The 19467-nt window shown below is 68.8% G+C and carries 15 protein-coding genes and 1 tRNA gene; 4 read left to right on the plus strand and 12 right to left on the minus strand.

Features of this window, described 5'->3' with window-relative positions; genetic code table 11:
- Positions 1–148 precede the first annotated feature (148 nt).
- Entirely contained in the window at positions 149–580 is a 432-nt protein-coding gene (locus ACTIGN_RS33240) for a hypothetical protein (protein WP_439632103.1), read from the minus strand.
- 91 nt (positions 581–671) lie between these two features.
- A complete protein-coding gene (locus ACTIGN_RS33245) occupies positions 672–986 on the minus strand; it encodes a Dabb family protein (protein WP_439632105.1) in 315 nt (104 codons plus the stop codon).
- A gap of 93 nt (positions 987–1079) precedes the next feature.
- Between ACTIGN_RS33245 and ACTIGN_RS33250 the strand changes: the two genes are divergently transcribed.
- From ACTIGN_RS33250 to ACTIGN_RS33260, 3 genes are read left to right on the plus strand one after another with little or no spacing between them, the layout of a single operon-like run.
- A complete protein-coding gene (locus ACTIGN_RS33250; RefSeq protein WP_439632107.1) occupies positions 1080–1349 on the plus strand; it encodes a DUF5678 domain-containing protein in 270 nt (89 codons plus the stop codon).
- Entirely contained in the window at positions 1346–1834 is a 489-nt protein-coding gene (locus ACTIGN_RS33255) for an aspartyl protease family protein (RefSeq protein ID WP_439632109.1), read from the plus strand. Before ACTIGN_RS33250 ends, ACTIGN_RS33255 begins: the two co-directional genes overlap by 4 nt.
- A gap of 4 nt (positions 1835–1838) precedes the next feature.
- Entirely contained in the window at positions 1839–2555 is a 717-nt protein-coding gene (locus ACTIGN_RS33260) for a lipoate--protein ligase family protein (RefSeq protein WP_439632111.1), read from the plus strand.
- A 93-nt stretch (positions 2556–2648) separates the two neighbouring features.
- Here the strand turns inward: ACTIGN_RS33260 and ACTIGN_RS33265 are convergent, their stop codons facing one another.
- From ACTIGN_RS33265 to ACTIGN_RS33285, 5 genes are all read right to left on the minus strand, one after another.
- The gene (locus ACTIGN_RS33265) at positions 2649–4361 is read right to left on the minus strand and encodes a flotillin family protein (protein WP_439632113.1); all 1713 of its coding nucleotides are present in this window, start codon (positions 4359–4361) and stop codon (positions 2649–2651) included.
- Between the two features lie 33 nt (positions 4362–4394).
- Positions 4395–4952 carry a hypothetical protein gene (locus ACTIGN_RS33270; RefSeq protein ID WP_439632115.1) on the minus strand — a complete coding sequence of 186 codons (558 nt, stop codon included), beginning with the start codon at positions 4950–4952 and terminating at the stop codon, positions 4395–4397.
- Positions 4953–5153: 201 nt separating this feature from the next.
- Positions 5154–5579, minus strand: coding sequence for a hypothetical protein (locus tag ACTIGN_RS33275; protein ID WP_439632117.1), 426 nt, complete (start codon positions 5577–5579; stop codon positions 5154–5156).
- A gap of 4 nt (positions 5580–5583) precedes the next feature.
- Complete coding sequence (locus ACTIGN_RS33280) at positions 5584–6297, minus strand: hypothetical protein (RefSeq protein WP_439632119.1); 714 nt, start codon at positions 6295–6297, stop codon at positions 5584–5586.
- A 101-nt stretch (positions 6298–6398) separates the two neighbouring features.
- A tRNA-Glu gene (locus ACTIGN_RS33285) sits at positions 6399–6471 on the minus strand.
- A 247-nt stretch (positions 6472–6718) separates the two neighbouring features.
- Between ACTIGN_RS33285 and trxA the strand changes: the two genes are divergently transcribed.
- Positions 6719–7051: a thioredoxin gene (trxA, locus tag ACTIGN_RS33290; protein ID WP_439632121.1), complete on the plus strand. Its 333-nt coding sequence runs from the start codon at positions 6719–6721 to the stop codon at positions 7049–7051.
- An 82-nt stretch (positions 7052–7133) separates the two neighbouring features.
- Here the strand turns inward: trxA and ACTIGN_RS33295 are convergent, their stop codons facing one another.
- The 5 genes from ACTIGN_RS33295 to ACTIGN_RS33315 all read right to left on the minus strand — a co-directional run bounded on the left by ACTIGN_RS33295 (position 7134) and on the right by ACTIGN_RS33315 (position 19429).
- Positions 7134–7691 carry a HEAT repeat domain-containing protein gene (locus tag ACTIGN_RS33295; protein ID WP_439632123.1) on the minus strand — a complete coding sequence of 186 codons (558 nt, stop codon included), beginning with the start codon at positions 7689–7691 and terminating at the stop codon, positions 7134–7136.
- An 89-nt stretch (positions 7692–7780) separates the two neighbouring features.
- Positions 7781–8314 (minus strand): hypothetical protein, encoded by a 534-nt coding sequence (locus ACTIGN_RS33300; RefSeq protein WP_439632125.1) that lies wholly within the window; start codon positions 8312–8314, stop codon positions 7781–7783.
- 402 nt (positions 8315–8716) lie between these two features.
- Positions 8717–11077, minus strand: coding sequence for a Calx-beta domain-containing protein (locus ACTIGN_RS33305; RefSeq protein ID WP_439632127.1), 2361 nt, complete (start codon positions 11075–11077; stop codon positions 8717–8719).
- 506 nt (positions 11078–11583) lie between these two features.
- Complete coding sequence (locus ACTIGN_RS33310; protein ID WP_439632129.1) at positions 11584–13752, minus strand: tetratricopeptide repeat protein; 2169 nt, start codon at positions 13750–13752, stop codon at positions 11584–11586.
- A 196-nt stretch (positions 13753–13948) separates the two neighbouring features.
- Positions 13949–19429 carry a beta strand repeat-containing protein gene (locus tag ACTIGN_RS33315; RefSeq protein WP_439632131.1) on the minus strand — a complete coding sequence of 1827 codons (5481 nt, stop codon included), beginning with the start codon at positions 19427–19429 and terminating at the stop codon, positions 13949–13951.
- Between the last annotated feature and the right edge of the window lie 38 nt (positions 19430–19467).

The following is a 19467-nucleotide window of genomic DNA, read 5'->3' on the forward strand; positions in this document are numbered from 1 at the left end:
GAGGGTTCACGTGGACCCTCGCTCGGCGCTCGGGCTCGGACCCATACGCACCCAGCACTTCCGGTACGAGGCCCCCGGTGAAGTGTGAGAGGCGGTTGTACCGGGGGACGCACGGCCCCCGCTCGCCCAAATCAAAAGGCGCACTCGCTTACGCGGTCGCGGGGGGGGCCTTCGGGGGCACCTCGTGCCAGAACAGTTCGCGGCCGCCGGCGTACACCTCGCTGCCCCGGTAGTCGTGGAGCTTCGGCTGCTCGCCGGGCTCCAGGCCCCAGGCGTCGAGGTTCACGAAGAACAGGCCGTTGAGGTAGCCGATGCGGGCGTCGGCGATCCGCACCTTGGGCTGGCCGGGCCGCATCTGGAACCGGTACTCCTCGACCCCCTCCAGCCGCAGCACCAGCCGCACCGGTTTCGACTCGGCCGGCGGCTTGCCGGCCTCGCGGGCGGTCAGGTGGATCTCGACCCCCACCGCCCTCCCCTTCGGGGAGCGGACGCGGACCCGGCGGATGCGGCCGCCGGTGAGGCGGTACTTGCGCAGGAACGCGACGAGGTCGTGCGGGGCCAGGCGGGTCGGTTCGGACATGGCGGTTCATCGGGAAGCGGGGGCGGCCCGGCACTCGGGCCGGTACACCCATCTTACGCCCGCCCGGCCCGCGGCGCGAGTGCGATTCGGGTCACACGAGCGAGTCGAACACGCGGACCGACGCCCACGTCGCCTTGTTCTCGGCGATGAACTGGTTGTGCGTCGGGTCGGTCTGGTAGGCGTCGTGGGCGGCCTTGTCGACGAACACGAGGTGCAGGGCCACGTCCCAGTCGAGGACGTTGACCTCGCGGTCCAGCTCGGCGCACAGCGGCCCGGCGGCGAAGAACACGATCCCGGGCTGGACGTTGAGGTACTTCTTGCACGCCGCGACGAGCGCGGCGACCCCCTCGGGGGTGGAGTCCTTGAGCTTGAAGAACACGTTGTGCGCGAGTCGCGGCGCGGCCATCGGAGAGCCTCGGTGAGGGTGCGTGATTGAGTGCGGTCCCGGTCCAACTTACAATTCACCGGGGGCCGCCGCCACGCGCCGGGGGGACGAACCGTGAACGCGAACGAACACATTCGGAATCGAAACGCCTATCCCACCGAGAAGCTCCTGCTGTACCGCGGGAAGTTCGTGGCGTGGGCCGGCGACGGGAAGGAGATCCTCGCATCCGCGGACGACATCCCGGAACTGATCGACGCGTTCGACGCGAAGTACCCAATCGGAACGGAGTTCGTCATCAGCTTCGTGCCGGCCGAGTGGGACGGCACCCACGACCGACCGAAGAGCCCCGAGCCGACCTGGCTGGCACCAGGAGCCCCGTCGTGATCTTTACGCTCAACGAGGCTCCGCTCGTGAACCCCGTGACGAGGGTGCCCCTCCGGCACCAACCGCGGCCCATCGTTCCGATGCTCGTGGCCGGTCCGAACGGGCGGTTGCTGTCCGTCGATGCGCTGGTCGATACCGGTGCGGACGAGGTCATCATCCCGATCACGCTCCTCTCCCGGCTCGGGTTCGCGCCCGGAACCGGTATCGCCGGCGGCACGTCGGGCGTCGGCGGCCGGCAGCCGGTCGTCTACCACCCCGTGAGGCTCGAGATCCGCGCCACACCGAACGACCGCGTGGCGTGGAACGCGACGGTCGGGTTCGCTCAAACCTCGTTGAACCTCGCGCTGTTCGGGGTCGCGGGCGGGCTGGAGTTCTTCCACGCCACGCTGAGCGTCATCGACCGGCAACTCGGGCTCGTTCCGCACCCCGTCATCCCGCTCGCCTCCCCGTGCGTGTCGCCGCACGTCCCGTTCAGCGTACCCTGAGTTCATGCGACTGCTCGACCTCACGCTCCCCGCCCCCGCCGACAACCTCGCGCTCGACGAGGCGCTGCTCCTCGCCGCCGAGGGGGGCGACGCGGGCGAGGTGCTGCGGCTCTGGGAGCTCCCGGCTCTCGTGGTCGTCGTCGGCTCGGGCGGGTCGGTCGAGATCGACGTGAACGTTGCGGCGTGCGCGGCCGACGGCGTGCCCGTTCTGAGGCGGGCGAGCGGCGGCGGCACCGTGCTGCTCGGCCCGCGGTGCCTGTGCTTCAGCCTCGTCCTCTCGACCGAGGCGAACCCCGGCCTGAGCGACATTCGCGCGTCGAACCGCTACGTGTTGGGCCGCGTCAGTCGCGCGCTAGGCGGGGTGATCCCGGACGCGGGCGTCGAGGGGACGAGCGACCTCGCGGCGGCCGGCCGCAAGTTCTCCGGGAACGCGCAGCAGCGGAAGCGGCGGCACTTCCTGCACCACGGCACGCTGCTGTGCGGGTTCGACCTGTCGCTCGTCGGCCGCTACCTGAACGCGCCCGAGCGCCAGCCCGAGTACCGCCGCGACCGCGCGCACGACGAGTTCGTGGTGAACCTGCCGGCGGCGATCGCGGAGGTGAAGCGCCTGCTGGTCGAAGAGTGGCAGCCCGCCGGGGGGTACGAGCCGGTCCCGCTCGACGCGGTCGCGCGGCTCGTGGGGGAGAAGTACTCGCGCGACGAGTGGACCCGGCGGCGGTGATTTGGCGAGCGGGGCGGCGTGAGCCCCCCGAGTCTTGCTTTGTCTTTGAATCACGAGCACTCGGGGGGCTCACGCCGCCCCGCTCGCCAAGAGTCACACGGGCTTGCCGTTGGTCGCGGGCGGCTCCTTGGCGGCGGGCGCGTCGCCGATGAGCTTGGCGAAGTACTCGGGCATTTCGACGCCGCCCACGTCCTTCATCACCTGGAGCATCGGCGGCATCACCCGGGCCATGTCCTGGAGGAACCCGGCCGTCTTCGACGTGTCCCCGGAGCCCCCGCCCTCCCACACCACGATCTTGTCGAACTTGATGTTCGAGATCGCCTGGGCCGACGCGGCGGCGAGCGCGTCGAGGTGCTCGAGCATGAGCAGTTGGAACGCGGGCTGCGCCCCGCCGCACGCCTCGATCACCTTCTTGAGCCCCTCGCCCTTCTTGGCGAGGATCTCGTACTGGCCGCGGGCCTCGGCCTCGAGCCGGGCGAAGATGGTGGCGGCCTCGGCCTGGGCCTCGAGCTTGGTGCGCTCGGCGGCGGCCTCGGCGTCCACGATCATCTTGGCCTTCTCGGCCTTGGCGGGGGCCTCGAGCGCGGCCCGCTTCTCGGCCTCGATCCGCTCGGCGTCGGCGAGTGCGGCCTTCGCCATCGCCCGGTTCTGGGCCTCGAGCACGGCGGCCTCGGCCTCGCGCTTCTTGGTCTCGGCGAGCTGGTACGCCTCGGCCTTCCGCACCGCGAGGGTGGCGTGGGCGGTGGCCACGTCGGCCTGGGCCGCGGACTCGCCGCCGACCGCGCGGGCGTTGGCCTCGGCGAGCCGCACCCGCTTGTCCCGGTCGGCCTCGGCGATCCGCGCCTCGCGCTCGAACACCGCCTGCTGCTCGCCGATCTTCTGGTCCCGGTCCAGCTCGGCCACGCGGATCGCCTGGAGCCGCTGCGCCTCCTTGACCAGCGCCTCCTGCTCCAGCTTGGCGGTCTGCTCGCCGACGGTCCGGTCCTTGTCGAGCTGGGCCACCTTGATGGCCTGCTCGCGGGTCGCCTCGCGGGTGCCGATCTCGCGGAGCTTGGTCGCGTTGGCGACGGCGATGTCCTTCTCCCGCTCGGCCTCGGCGATCCCGATCTGGCCCTTCTTCTCCTGCTCGGCCACGTCGATCTTGGCCTGCTGGATCGCGACCGCCGCGGCCTTCCGGCCGATCGCCTCGATGTACCCGCTCTCGTCGGTAATGTCGGTGATGTTCACGTTGATGAGCACCAGGCCGATCTTCTTCAGCTCCATCTCCAGCGACTTCTGGATGTTCTCCAGGAACTTGTCGCGGTCCCGGTTGATCTCCTCGATCCGCATGGACGCGATCACCTGCCGGAGCTGCCCGAAGATGATGTCGCCGGCCTGCTGCTTGATCGCGCCGGTGTCGAGCCCCAGGAGCCGGATGGCCGCGTTCTGCATCACCTCCGGGTCGGTCCCGATGGCCACGGTGAACACGCTCGGGACGTTCACCCGGATGTTCTCGATGGACAGCGCGCCCTTGAGCGGCACCTCGATCTGGATCGGGTCGAGGCTCAGGTACGCGTAGTCCTGGATCAGCGGGTACACGAACGCGGCCCCGCCGTGGACGCACTTCGCGGCGTTGCCCCCGCCGGTCTTGCCGTACACGACCAGGACGCGGTTGCTCGGGCACCGCTTGTACCGCTTGACCACGAGCATGAGGATGCCGAACCCCACGACCGCGGCGGCGACCGCGGCCACCACGGGCCACGGCACGTCGCCGGTCGCGAGGTGCGCGACCGGCTTCGTATCGGCGAACAACGCGGGCGCGAACATGGTGCGGCCTCCGGGTGTGTGTGGTGTGCTCGGTCAGGCGGCCTCGACCTCGACCGTGTCCGGGCCGACGACCGCGATGACCTTGATCGGCGTGCCGGTCGGCAGCTCGGCCCCGTGCGTCACGGCCTGGTACTCGACGGTGCGGTTCTGCAACATCAGGTGGACCTTCCCCGGCCCGGTCTTCCCGGCGGGGACGCGGAGGTACACGGTGCCGGGGCGGCCGACCGAGCGCTCGACCCGGGCCGTGCCGTCGGCCTTCAGGCCGGCCAGCGACTTCATCGCCACGCCCACGGCGTACAGCGCCGCGGCCCCGGACCCGAGCGCCACCGCGAACGCGGCCGGCTCCTCGACGCCGTAATACATCGCCGTCAGCCCGCCGAGCCCGAAGAACGTGACCGCGGCTGAGCCGGCCCGGAGCGAGAGCAGGCTCAGGAACCCGTTCCCGTGGTCGTCGCCACCGTCGCCACTGAGGTCGTGGTCGTGGTCGGCGTCGAAATCGTGGTCCGCACCGAACCCGACGAGCCCCGCGACGAACTGGCACACGAGCAGGGTGCCGCCGAGCGCGGCGCAAACGAGGAACGCGGTTTCCATGGTGCCCCCGAACAGGTGGCAGCGGAGGGGTTCACGGGCCGCGAACGCGCGGCCCTCTCTGGGAAGTTCGCCGGATCCTTCACATGATTTGGCGAGATCCGCCGGGTGTCAACGATTCCCGACGAAATGCAAAGTCGGCCCGACCGGGCGAACGCGGAGAACTGGTAGAACCGGTGCGGCGGACCGGGTGCGGCGGGCCGCCTAAACCTCGGGGATCTCGATGTCGTCGAGCGGGTCCGCTTCCGGCGTCGCGGGCCGCGGTAGCGCGCGCACCTCGTCCCAGTTCACCGCCGCGAACACCTCTTCCATCGACTTCACGATGCCGAGCAGCGACGCGGACGCCATCTCGAAGTTGGTGTGCGGGGAGAACTCCCGGAAGTGCGCGGCGAAGTGGTCGGCCGCCCGGCGGAGCTTCGGCAGCTTCCCCTTGAGCCGGCGCAGGTACTCGCCCAGGTCGCCGCGCTGGTGGGCCGGTTCGACGGCCCGGATGCTGTCGTACAGCGTCCGCGGCACGTCGAGCATCCCCTCGTCGGCCTGCACCTCGTCGGCGTGCTTGAGGAACGTGCGGACCATCCAGGCGTGCGCCAGGATGGTGTTCAACCGGCCGACCGCTTCCTCGGGGCCCATGGCGTCACGCCTTCGGGACTGCGGGGGTCGGCGCCGCGGCGCTCGGCTTCGGGGCCGCCGCCTTGTTCGCCTCGGCCGCCTCCTTCGAGTACAGCACCAGGAACGTCCCCACCGCGACCAGCACGATTCCCACCGGGAGGTGCCACGACGGGAGGTCGAACCCGAAGTGGAACGGGTCGCCGGGCTTCGGGTGCCAGATCAGGCTGAGCAGCGTGTTGATGAGCGGGGCGAGGCTGAAGATGAGCGGCGCGATCAGGATGCGGTACGCGGCGTAGTGCTTCGCCCGGTCGCCGCGGAACTCCTTCAACTCGGCCTCGGTGGCGGCCCTCTTCGCGGGGTCGGCCTCGGAGTCCATCTGGGCGACGAGGGCCGCCTCGTGGGTCTCGAACTCGCCCTTGGCGGTGTCCACGGCGGCCTTGCTGGCGAAGATCACGCAGATCGCGCCGACCGCACCCGCGACGCCGGCCAGCGCGCTGAACACCAGGCCGTTCGTCTTCCAGTCGGGCTTCGCGTCGTCCCGCAGGCTCATCAGGATGAGCGGGACCACGACGCCGAGGACGAAGTACGCGACGCCGACGCACAGGATCGACGCGAGCCGCCCGCCGATGGTGCCGGGCCGGGTGGTGAGTTCGGTGCCGCCGTAGAAGATGATGGGGACGTAGGTGCCCCAGGCGAGCCCGGCCAGGATGACGTAGCCCCACCACGGGATGTTGTTCATCGGGGGAACCCCTGAAAGCGCGGAATGCGGGGTCCGGAGTGCGGAATGAAGACCCGGCTTCACTCCGCGTTCCGCACTCCGCATTCCGCACTCGAGACGAGTGACCCTGCGGGGATTCGAACCCCGGTTCCTGCCTTGAAAGGGCAGTGTCCTAGGCCACTAGACGACAGGGCCAGCCGGCGGCACGCCAAGGACACACCATTATTAGGAGCGGTTCGCGCGAGTGGCAACGGGTGCGGCCCCCGACTTCGCCGTTCCCGCCGGTGCCCGTGCCCGTGCCCGACTTTGCCGGCCCCGAGCCCGCCCTCCGCGCGTCCGTAAGCCGCGCGCCCTGTGTGCGGTATTCTCCCGTGCGTACAATGTCTCGAAGAAATCGCCCGCAGCCCGCGGTCGCCGTTACTCCTTTGCCAAGGACCTGACCATGGCCAGCCCGAACGTGATTCAACTGACCGAGAGCAACTGGAACGAACACATCAGCAGCGGCACGCTGGTCGTCGCCGACTTCTGGGCCCCGTGGTGCGGGCCGTGCCGGGCGCTGTCGCCGACGATCGACAAGGTCGCGGACCAGTTCGCCGGGAAGGTGAAGGTGGGCAAGCTGAACGTGGACGAGAACCCGAACATCGCGGTGAAGTACGACGTGATGACGATCCCCCGCATCCTGTTCTTCAAGGGCGGCGACACCCCGGTCCACCAGGAGGTCGGCGTGATCTCGCCCGAGGAACTCGGCCGCCTCATCACCCAGCACCAGGGGTGACGCGACGCCCCCGCAGAAGTGAACCGATGCCCCGGAACCCGCGTTCCGGGGCGTCAATTTTTACCAGCAATCAAGGGCGGGCCTACTTGATTCTCGGGGCCGGGCGGTTGCCGGTGAGCCGCTCCTCCAGGTCGTCGCGGCCGTCCTCGACGTACGAGCGGAACCGCTGCTCCTCGTCGGTGCCACCCTTGTTCGCCCGGAGCCACACGCTCAGCGTCGCAAGGTCGCGCTTGCCACCGATCTCGACGATCGTTCTGACTGCTTCGCGCTGGAGCAGTTTGTCGGCGAAGAGCGCATACAGTGGGGCGGTGTCGGCCGCTGATCCGATGCGACCGAGCAGGTGCAGGGCCTTGAGCCGGACCATCTCCTCGTCGCGGGCCAGGCACTTTACCGCCCGATCGACGAACCGCTTCCGGTCCGTGTCCTCCATGCCGATCAACAGTTGGAGCGCCGCCCGAGCGTGGCTGGGGTCCGACTTAGGGTCGTCCAGGATGGCCTCGAAGACGGGAAAGACCTTCTCCCCCATCTCGAGAATGGGCCGGCTAATCTCCCTCAGCTTCCGTGCCGGCAACAACTGCGATTGGGAGTACCGCTTCAATATCGCTCGAACCCGGGCCTCGTCGATGTCGATGTCGGTCACTTCGGGGGGCTGCGCGATGAGGGAATGCTCCGAACTAAGTATCACAAATGCGATCACCACGCATCCCGCTAACCTCATCGGTATCTCCATTACGGACTCGGAGTCCGTGCCAACTTCCGCGTCTCGCTCGCCAAGCGCATCAGAAGTAACTGCCGCTGGTCGCACACTTCACTCTTCGGCGATCCCTCAAGTAGCTTGCGTGCTTCGTCGTACTCTTTCCGTCGAAGGAACACGGCGGCTGTTTGGAGGTCGAAGAACTCGCGGGCGATCGGCTGCAAGTTGACGCGGTGCTTCTGGACATCCGAGACGATCGCATCGCGGGCCTTGGCGGCGGTGGCGTTCTCCAAGGCCGCGAGGAGTTGCACCTCCCGGACCGCGAGCCCGATTTCAGACAAACCAAATAATTCGCCCAATTCGATGGCCTTTGCCAAGTCGGTTGAGGGCGCGAGGCTGCCCGAGCGAAAGCACCGGTCGAGTTCGTTTTCCGCGTCGAGGAGCTCTTGTTGCGACTTTCGGGACCGGTCCGACACTTTCACGGTGACGGGCGGCGATGCGATTTCGTTGCCGGCGACCGTCGCGAGCACCCGAAGTCGCCACTCCCCGGCTGATGAGAACGCGATCACATCAGCTCCCTGGACAGGGCTTCGGAACACCTGTGAATAGCAAACCGCCGCCGCCCCGTCCCGAAGCGTCCACGGTGATTCAATCCCGCAAAATCGCCCTTCGTCGAGCGCGAGGGTGCGACCGAACCGCTGCCCCTGGGGTGGGCATACCTCGACCCGGACGCCCGATGTAAAGGACTGAAACGACCCAGTAACTGCAGCACCCTTTCCGCTCGCGTTTCGGAGCACTGCCTTAAACATAATCGGGTCATCAACCAGGACCGACGATGACCTGACTATGCAGATAAGTGAAATACTCGGACCGGCTGAAAACGGGTCGACCGCTTTCTGTGGCTCACAGTTGCCAACACACAGCAACGGCATCAACATGAATATCAACACACACATAGCCATTCCCTTGCGTTACTGTGTTAGTTTAGTCGAGCGCACCCAATCGAGAAGAGCCGGCGTGAGATCAGCCGCTGTGCGTTCTCGGTCAAATAACAAGGTTGCACTTAGCGGCCCCTCATCACCCGGAGGAGTACCATGGACCAAATTAAAACTGTGAAGTGACTCGTGGAGAACAATTCTCAAAACAGCCTCTTCAAAGCCCACTTGGAGATTTCGATTAGTTGCAGCGACATCGCGGATTGTTTCAGTGAAAATTGCGTTTGGCCCCCGAGTCGCCTTAAGCGGATCAACCTTTCCGCCAGGGGTCAGCCCGAGAATTGCGTTCGGGGGATTATCATTTCCAGGGATTGGATCATTATCTAATCCCTCATTGAGCTCATACATCGAGGCAATTTGCAGCACCCAAAAGTGCCCAGTCGAAGGCACATCGCGAAACAAATTCGCGAGAGGTTGAACACTTTCCACACCGATATTGTGGACAAAAGGAATCACCGTTTTGAGATTCAGTGACTGTAGATCATCCACCACTTCGATGTATGCTGGCCGATAACTGGAGACCATAAGATCGATTCCCGCGTCGGGGATCGGTCCGTTCGGATTGATGTCGTCATAACCTTGCTCCCCGTTCATTGGGGGCGGATTGGAATCCGAGAAGAGTTCTCCCATGCGCGGCTTATCCATGTGATCGCGCTCGACGTGCAGGTGCCGCCAAACGGTCAGCATCGGTGATGCGACGAGCTTCTCACCCGTGGTTGGGCGAACCACCCCGTTGGCGTCCTCTAACCGAGCCTTGTCCCCGTCGTTCTGTCTCGCATAGGTTCCAAGGAGCCCCGCTCCGCCCGGGTGGATCGACGCCGCCACGCGGTAGTTGTTCCCCGGCTGCGTGGAAACCTGAAGGAGTGGAAAAAACGCCACACCGTCCTTGTTCGTGAACGCGACTGGGATGTCGCGATCGGTGGCGTCAACAATCTTCGCGACGTCCCGACCCGTTCGGTTGTCGGCTTTCAGTTTCTCGTCGTCCACCGGGGCTTGATTCGAGGACGGGTCGTCCACGTCATACATCCGGAGGTAAACCGGAACTTTCTCAATTTTCGAGGAGAGTTGAACCTCGACATTCAAGAAACGGCGGGCGGTCCAATCTGTTGGCGCGGCCTTCTCGGCGAAGATGCGGAGGCCGCCGCCTGCATTCGGATTCGCGTCCAGCGGGATGTTGCCCAGCCGCTCGTTCGTGTTGTTCACCCAATTCACAGACGTGATGACCAGGTCCGCAGGAAGGGGCTTATCGTTGTCTGCAACTGGTAAGGTGGCACTGGCCGCCGTGCCACGGTTGTAGGCGATGCCCGGCAACACCGTTAGCTCGACCGCTTCCGTCGCTTCGACTTCGGTGTCGTCGATTGCCCCGACCGTGACCCGTGCCGTGCTGCGCCCCGCGTCAAATGTCACGAGCCCACCCAGTCCTTGAACGTCTCCGGCCTGGGCGGTGCCGCCAACCTGATACGCGACCGTCAGGGATTGGCTCACGTCGCCGGTGCGGCTAAACCGGAACGCACCATCCGCTCCGCCCTCGGTCGCCGTACCCGTCGAAGTAACGGACACTTCGGGCAAATCTGGTGATGGCGGGGTGCTGTCCACCACATCAAGGGTTGCGATGCCGTAGCCCGTGATGCTGTATGCCGGGTCGGACGCGATCCAGATCGTCACACCCTCTGGCGATTCTGGCTCGGCGTCTTCGAGCGCGGTCACGAACAGACTCGCCGTCGCTGATGCTGGCTCGAACGTGACAGTGCCGTCGAGTTCGGCGTAGTCGATTCCCGGTGTCGCTGCGTTGTCTGCAACCTCATCGGGGGAGTAGTACACAGTCAGAGGGCGGGACAGGTCTCCGGTACGCGTGAACCGAAACTCGCCCGACAACCCACCTTCGGTGGCATCTGCCGCCCAGGCAACCGACACGGTTGGCACCTCGGCGTAGAGGTCGACCTGGAGGGTGCCGGAGTTGTCGCCGTAGTACCCGGGGATGTCGCTGTAGTAGCCGGTGACCTTCGTGCCCTGGCCGGCGACGAGGACGGGGTACACGTGGTCGGGCTGGTACCCGCCCCAGAAGTTGCCCCCGGTGTCCCCGCCCGACACGCCCGACAGCCGGACCCCGTGGTTGTTCCAGGCGTACCCGGGGCTCGACCCGTCCTGCGGGCCACCGGCCCTGTTGTACCGGATGAACTCGGCGTCGGTGAAGCCGGTCGCGTCGTTGGCGATGCGGGCCGTGCCCGAGGCCCCCGCGAGGTAGTTCACGCCGGCGTCGAGCACCACGTTCGATGTCACGCCGGTTGCTGCGGTCGGGTTGGTGCGGGTGGCGACGGTGAGCGTGTCGATTTTCACCCACAGGCCGCCGTTCGGGCCGGTCAGCGGGATCGCCGCGGGAACAGTGCGGTCCTCCAGCGCCTCGACTCCCAGGGGCAGCCATCGCAGTGGCCGACGCTCAAAGGGGGCGCGACTGTTCCGCGGCGGAGGCGAGCGATGAGCCTTGCGAGCATGGGGCGGCGTCCGTGTGATGCGAGTTGGGGTAAAGCCAAAACGTTAGTGCCATGTCACGACAATCCTGTTCATCCGACAGCATCGGGTCAAGGTAAGTTCCGCATAATCGGAATCTTCATGCCAGACGGAACCGACGGGCGGTGCAGTTTATCGTGTGAGAACGAACGATCTGAATTCTGGCAGAATGGGCGCAATCACGGACTGAGAGATGACTTGAGTCAATCTAATACAATTTTGTCCGCAAGAATTATGATGATTTGGCGAAGTTGGAGTTCATCGCGGACGGGTGGCGGACCCGGGACGAAACCACGGGTCCGCCGCACGATCGGCTGTCGCCGCCGGGTGCGGGATCAGGCGTCGATGATGTCGAACAGCGGCTTGAGCGCCTCGGAGTAGTTCTTCCACCGCTGCACCGACCGCTTGTACACGGGCTGGCGGACCTGGCTGAGGCTCGCGGTCCGCACGGCCCGCTTGCTCTCGTGGAACGCCAGGCACGCCGGGTCCCACTCCAGGCCGACGAAGTCGATCATCTTCCGGGCCACGGCCTCCAGGTCCTCGACCGTCTGCTCGTACTCGACCTCCAGCAGCGGCACCGGGAGCACCTTCCGCCAGTGGTCCATGATCCGCACGTGGTTGCGGATCCGGTTGGCGACCTCGGTCTGGTCCGAGGCCCAGCGGATCTGCTTGAAGTTGGTGACCCAGCACGACACGGCGACGTCGTGCAGGTCCCGCTTCGAGTAGATGAACTTCGCCTTCGGGAAGATGGTGGCGAGGAACCCGAGCCACATGTAGTTGTCGGGCATCTTGTCGACGATCCGCTCGGCGTCCGGGGCGTGGGGCTGGAGCCGCGCCAGGTGCGCGTTGCCGGCCGTCTTGACGATCTCCTCGGTGATCTCCGGCAGGCACAGGCCCGGCGCGACCTGCTTGTTCATCCACTTCGGGAGCTGGTCGAACGTGTCCTTGGCGATGGCCAACTCGCCGGCCCCGAACACCTTCGGGTGGCTCCCGAGGATCTGCTCGAGGAGCGTGGTCCCGGACCGGGGCATGCCGACGACGAACACCGGCACCTCGGTGTCCAGCCCCCAGCCCTTGACCCGCGAGAAGTAGTCCGGGGTGAACTGCTTCATGAGGAACGAGATGAACCCGGTGTGGTCGTCGGCCGAGTACGCCTTGCCCTGGCGGGTCCAGATCTCCCGGCGCAGCGCGTTGCCCTTGGCGGCGTGGTCGGCGGCGGCCGCGTAGTCCTTCTTGGCGTCGTAGTAGTGGGCCAGGCCGTGGTGCAGGGTGGACCGCTTCCAGTCGGTGAGGTGCTCGCGGGCGAGGAACTCCTGCATCCGGGCGATGTCCTCCTCGGGCATCTTGTCCCGCTCGTGGGTGGCCAGGACCGACAGCGCGCCGACGTACTCGGGGTCGTGGCGGATGGCCTCGCGGTAGTAGTGGTTGGCCCGCTCCATGTCGCCGAGTTCGGCGAACGCGCCGCCCAGGTTCGAGTACGCGTCGGCGAAGTCGGGCTTGATCCGCAGCGCCTCCTCGAAGCTGGCGATGGCCCCCTTGAAGTCGCCCTGCTCGTGGAGCACGGACCCGAGCCCGTTGTGGGCCTCGGCGTAGTCGGGCTTCAGCTCCAGGGCGCGGCGGTACTGCGCGGCGGCCTCGGCGTAGTTCTCCTTCTCGGCGAAGGCACTGGCGAGGTACGTGACGAACCGCGACGACTTCGAGTCGAGCGCCGCGGCCTGCTGGTAGCACTTGATGGCCTCGTCGAGGTTCCCCTCCTGCTGGAGCGCCTGGCCGAGGTTCCCGTGGATCATGGCCACGTTGGGCCGCATCTTCAGCGCGATCCGGTAGCAGTCCTTGGCGTCCCTGAGGTTGTCCTTGGCCCGGAGCACGTTGCCGAGGTTGCTCAGCCCCTCGGGGAACGCCGGGGACATGCGGACCGCGTCCTTGCAGTACTTCTCGGCCTCGTCCTTCTCCCCCTTCTCGAGCAGCGCCTGGCCGAGGTTGCTCAGGGCCAGGGGCAGTTGCGGGGCCAGCCGCACGGCCTCGCTGTACGCGGCCAGCGCCTCGTCGGGCTTCTCCAGCTCGCGGTACACGCCGCCCAGGTTGTTGAACGCGAGGGCGAACCCGGGCCGGAGGTCGATGGCCTCCTTGAACGCGGCGACCGCGGCGTCGTACTGGCCGAGGGTCTGGAGCGCGAGCCCGAGGTGGTTGTGGGCGTCCGGGTTGTGCGGGACCAGGGACACGGCCCGGCGGGCGGCCTCCAGCGAGCCCTTGCCGTCGCCGGACATCCGGCACGCCTCGGCCAGGTTGCAGTAGTACGTGCCGGCGTCCGGGGCGAGCGCGACGGCCCGCTTGATGAGGGTAACGGCCCGGCCGAACTGGCCCCGCTGGTGCGCGACCACGCCGAGCAGGTGCATGGCGTCGGAGTGGTTCGGGTTCTCGTCGAGGATCTGGCGGTAGATCAGCTCGGCCTCGTCGAGCTTGTTCTGCTTGTGCAGGTTGACGGCGTCGTTGAACGCGTGCATGTCGGCTCCGGTGCCCGGCGGCGAACCGGGGGAATTGCAAACGGAAAAGGGAACGGGCGTCGGGCCCGTCCCGCTGGGGTCACCAGCGCGAGTGAGTGTAGTTGATCGTAAGCGGGCCGGGGCGGGGGGCAAGTTGAATTGACCGATTGAGGGCCGGGGCGGGCCGGGGGCGGTGCCCCGGCCCGCCGCCCCCGCGTCACACGCCGCCGAGCGACACGTTCCCGGTCAGGAGTGCGAACGCGTCGAACCCGCTGACCTTCATCCCGGTCAGCGGCGTGAGGATGTTGACCTGGTCCACCCCGGCGGTCACCCCCGAGAGCGGGACCGCCCCGACCATCAGGTCGTTCACACCGTCGCCGTTGCCGTCGAACCCGGCGAGGGCGATCGCCTTGGCCCCGACCCCGGCGGCGTACGCGGCCTGCTCGACGCCGGCCCCGGAGAACACCTTCACGGTCACGTTCCCCGACGGGTCGAGGTAGCCCACGGCCAGCTCGTCCGGGCCGGTGCCGTCCACGCTGAGGGTCGCCACGCGGACCCCGTTGGGGCTGTTCGGGAACGGCGAGAACGTCGCGAGCGACTGCACGAACGCGCTGCCCGAGAGGGTGAACGCCTTGACGCGGGCCTTGTTGGCCGTGGTCGCGGCGACGATCTCGGACGGGCCGGTGCCGTTGAGGTTCCCGACCGCGACCTGGACCCCGCCGATGAACCCCCCGCCGAACGGCAGCAGGGTGGCGCCGATCTGCTGGCGGGCGCCCCCCCCGCTGATCGCCACGATCCGGCCGACCCCGGTGACGGTGCCACAGACGATGTCGTCGATGCCGTCCCCGTTCACGTCGCCCGAGGCCACGGTGACGCCGGCGTTGTACTGGTTCGCCCCGCCGTTGAAGCCCGGCTCGAACGGGTCGACGGTGTACAGCAGGATGCCCGGGTTGGCCGCGACGTTGTTGAAGCTCACCGCCGGGTCGAGGGTGACGGCCAGCTTCCCGTCGTACACCTTGACGCGGCCCTTCAGCGCGCCGTTGGCGGCCACGATGATGTCGTCGAACCCGTCGTTGTTGATGTCGCCCAGCGCGACGTTGACGAGCTTGGTGTACCCCGGGCCGAACGGCTGGAACGTGCGGTACGTGATGTTCGTCGTCGGGTCCATGACCCGGACCGTGCCGTTGCCGGTGGACGCGGCAATGTACGGGATGCCGCCCCCGCCGTTGGTGCCGCCGCCGGACCCGGTCCCGCCGCCGCCCGCGGTCGTGGTGGCCGTCGCGGTGTTGGAGCGGGGCGAGGTGTTCCCCGCAGCGTCCTTGGCGACGACCTGGAACGCGTACTGCGTGCTCGGCGTCAGACCGCTCGCGGTGAACGCGGGGCCGGTCGGCGTGCCGATGAGCACGAACGGCCCGCCGGCTGCGCTCGCGTACACGGCGTAGAAGGCCACGCCGGTGTTGTCGGTGGACGCGGTCCAGCTCAGGCCGACGGTGGTCCCGGTCGCGCCGAACGCCCTCAGGTTCAGCGGGGTGGACGGCGCCTGGGTGTCGCCGCCGGTGCCGCCCCCGCCGCCCCCGCCGCCGCCCCCGCCCCCGGTCCCGCCGCCCGGGGCCGGGGTACCGCCGCCGCCGATCGGCACCTCGGTCTGGACGGCCCCGATGGTGACCCCGCCGTTCGCGCCCCGGGGGTTGCCGATCTGGTCGCTCAGGAGGTTGTCCGGGTTGGCCCCGGCGTTGAGCGCCCGGCTGCCGGTCACGACCGGGTAGTAGTCGGTCCCGGTCGGGCCGCCAGTGAGCAGCCCGTACACGACGTTCGTGGCGCCGTTGAGGAAGCTGAACGACGTCACGTTGTCCGGGGTGGTGCCGTTGACCGGGGTCGAGAACAGGTTCGCGCTGCCGCTGGCGACGGTGCCGGTGCCGAACACGTCCCGGCCGGCGACGGCGTCGTTGTACCCGGCGATCGTGTTGTTCAGGCCCACGATGCTGCTGACGATCTCGAGGGCGCCGCCGCTGTAGACGCCGCCGCCGCTGTTCTTCGTCTGGTTCTCGACGACCGTCGAGTTGTGGAGCGTCGCGGCGCCGCCGGCGATGAAGATGCCGCCGCCCTGGCCGCTGCCGTTCTTCGACCCGGTGCCGCCCACGCTGAACGCCCCGCTCCGCCCGCCGGCCCCGATGAAGTTGGCCCCGAAGGTCGAGTTGCTGATCGTGGTGACCCCCGCGGCGCTGTAGAGGCCGCCGCCCTGGGCGTCGCCGCCCAGGCCCGGCGCCCCGCTCTTCCCCGGGCCGCCCGCCCCCCCGAGCTGGCCGTTGCCGGCCACCGGGAACGTGAGGTCCAGGCCGTTGTTGGTGACCGAGCTGTTGCGGATGACGACGCTCGGTGACCCGGCCCCGACGTAGATGCCGATGCCGCGGAGGTCGCCGCCGTTGCCGCCGCCCCCCCCGGTCCCGACCGGGGCGCTGCCGCCGATGCCGCCGTCGGGCCGCAGGAGGCCGGTGCCGCCCATCGCGTTGCCGAACACGTTGACGGTGTCCAGGGTCAGGCTGCCGGTGCCGACGTACACGCCGCCGCCGAGCAGGTCGCCGCCGTCGCCGCCGCGGCCGCCGAGCCCCGTCAGGCCCTGGGCCGCGAACGTGCCCTGGGTGCCGCCGGTGCCACCGCGGCCGCCGCCGCCGCCGCCGAACGTGTTGTTGCGGATCAGCGTGTTGGCGATGGACACGTTGCCGCTCCCGGCGTACAGGCCGCCGCCGGCGACCCGGCCGCCGTCCCCACCGATCCCGCCGTCGCCGTTGCCGCCCCCGCCCTGGCCGCCGGCCCCGGCGTTCCCGCCCATCCCGCCGACCCCCGTGTTCCCAGTCAGCGCGACGTTCCCGTCGAGCGACACGGTGGCGGAGTTCGCGTAGATGCCCAGGCCGAGCACGCTGCCGCCGACGCCGCCGTCGCCGCCGTCGCCGCCCATCAGGAGCACCCCGCCGACCCCGCCCGCGCCGCCCTCGGCGCCCGAGCCGGCGAGCCCGCGGCCGCGGCTGAACGATACCGTCCCGTCGACGGCGACGCTGCCGGTGCCGACCCACAGGCCCACGCCCTGGGCCGACCCGCCGTTGCCCCCGTTGCCCCCCGGCTGATTGGGCGCCAGTGTGCTCGGGCCGTTGCCGCCGTCGCCGGCGGACAGGACGTTGCTGTTGACCTCCACGCCGTTGCCGACGGTCACGGCCCCACCGGCCACCCACAGGCCGCCGCCCTGCGCGTCACCGCCGTCGCCCCCGAGGTTGAACCCGCCGACCCCGGCGATCACCTTGTTCCCGTTGACGAGGCTGGAGTTGTCGACCGTCAGGCCGCCGTTGGCCACGTGGGCGCCGCCGCCGAACCCGTTGCCGCCGTTGCCGCCGTTCCCCTGCCCGGCCTGGGCCACGTTGCTGCTGACCGAGGAGCCGTGGTCGATCCGGACGGCCCCGGCCCCGGCGAAGAGGCCCCCGCCGAACACGTCCGCCCCGTCGGTGGCCCCCGCGTCCCCGGCGACGGCGGAGTTCGAGTTCACGTCGGAGCCGTTGTCGATCACGATCGCGCCGTTGCGGACGTACCCCCCGCCGCCCTTGGCCTGGGACGCGAGGGCCGCCCCGGGGGCCGACGCGACGTTCTTGCTGAGCGACGAGCCATTGTCGACGAGCAGGTTGCCCGTGTCGATGTACACGCCGCCCCCGCCGGCCCGCCCGGAGCGGGGGCCGGTCGCGGCCGTCCCGCTGGCCGCGTTCCCCTCGACCTGGCTGCCGCCGTCGATCGTCACGTTGCCGACCTGGACGTAGATCGCCCCGCCCAGCGACGCGTCCGCGTCCGACCCGGAGATGAACGTGCCTCCGCCGCCCCCGAGTGCCTTGTTGCTGGTGAGCTTGGCCTGGGCGTCGAGGGAGACGTTGCCCTTGGCGGCGTACACCGCGCCGCCCGCGCCCAACCCCCCGAGCCCGGACGTGCCGCCGGTGCCCCCGTTGCCGCCGGAGGCCACGTTCCCGTCGATGATCACGTTGTTGGAAATCGTGACGTTCCCGGACGCGCTGTAGATGGCCCCGCCCATCGCGAGGTCGGCGTTGCCGCCGGCCGCGAGGACCAGGTGCTTGAAGCCGCCCGACCCGCCGTCGCCGCCGTCGCCGCCGAGGGCCGAGTTCGACCGCATGCTCGCGTTATCGGTGAGGACCACGTCGCCCGAGGCGATGTAGATCCCGCCACCCTTCGCGTTCGCGCCGTCGCCGCCGTCCGCCCCGATGCCGGTGGTGCCACTGAACCCGTCGAGCCCGGGGAACCCGGCAAACCCGTTGTTCCCAGTCCCCGCCCCTTTACCGGAGCCGCCCTGCGGCGCCCCGCTGCCGAACACCCCGGCGGACCCGCCGTTGCCACCGTCCCCGCCGTCGCCGGCGATGGCGACGTTCGAGTTGATGAGGGCCGGGAACCGGAGGTCGATCGACCCGGTCACGATGTAGACCGCTCCGCCGGCGGCCTGTCCCGAGTCCGATGCGACGCCGCCGTTGCCGCCGTCCCCGCCGAACCCGCCGTCCCCGCCGTCCCCGCCGTCCCCGCCGTCCCCATTGCCGTTGCCGTCTCCGCCCGCCCCGCCCTGGCCGGCGTCCCCGGCGTCCCCGCCGTCCCCGCCGTCCCCGCCGAACCCGCCGACTCCGCCGACCGCGCGATTCGAGACGAACGCCGTGGCTCCCGCGAGAATGAACTTGCCCGCTGTAGCGTAGATGGCCCCGCCGAAGGCGTTGCCGGCCTTGCCGCCGTTCCCGCCGTCACCGCCGAACCCGCCGAACCCGCCGTCACCGCCGTCACCGCCGTCACCGCCCTGCGGCGATCCGGCGGTCCCGTCCCCACCCGTGCCGCCCTCGCCGCCGTTGCCGCCGTCACCGCCGTCACCGCCGTCACCGCCGTCCCCACCTTCCCCGCCGAGCGCCGAATTGGTACGGAACTCGGTATCGGTGAGCGTAATTGTGCCGCCAACTGTGTAGATGGCCCCGCCGAATGCATTGGCGGCATTGGTCCCGTCCCGACCGTTGCCACCGTTGCCGCCGTCGAAGCCGTCGAAGCCGATGCCACCCGTGCCGCCGTTGTTCGCGTCGAACCCGTCGAATCCGGCCGGCCCGTCGCCCCCGAGCGCCCCGTTCCCGCCGTTCTGGCCGTCGGCCCCCCGGGCGACGTTGCCCGTGAACTTGCAGCCGATGAAGGCCAGGTTCGCGCCGCCCGAGTTCAGGATCGCGCCACCCTTCGCGTCCACCGTGTCCGGTAGAACCGCCGTGCCGTCGTCGCGGGCCAGACCGCCGGTGAATGTGACGTTGTTGAACTCGACGAACACGTCGTTGCCGAGGATCTGGAAGATCCGGTCGAGCGCCTGTTGCTCGATGGTCGCGCCGTTCCCGACGAACCGGTACGTCTTGATCCCGGCCACCTTTCCGGTGTCCTGGATGTCCAGGTCGCCGACGACGTTGCCGTTCTCCTGCTGGCCGACCCCGACGGTCCCGTTCGAAGCGGTCAGGGCGTAGACCGTCCCGCTCTTCATCGTGATGACGATTTCGTTGTCGGAACTCGCGTTGCCCGCCTGAATGCAGTAGCGCAGCGAGCCGGACAGCCCGAGGCCCGTCGCGGTGTCGGGGGCCCCGGGAACGGCCGTGAGGTTGAGCGTGGGGACGATGCGGTCGTCGAGGTTCTCGAGTACCAACCGCGATCGCGTGAGGCGGGGCCTGCGAGCCGGGCTAA

This window comes from Gemmata sp. (assembly GCF_051859125.1).
Classification (GTDB): Bacteria; Planctomycetota; Planctomycetia; order Gemmatales; family Gemmataceae; genus Gemmata.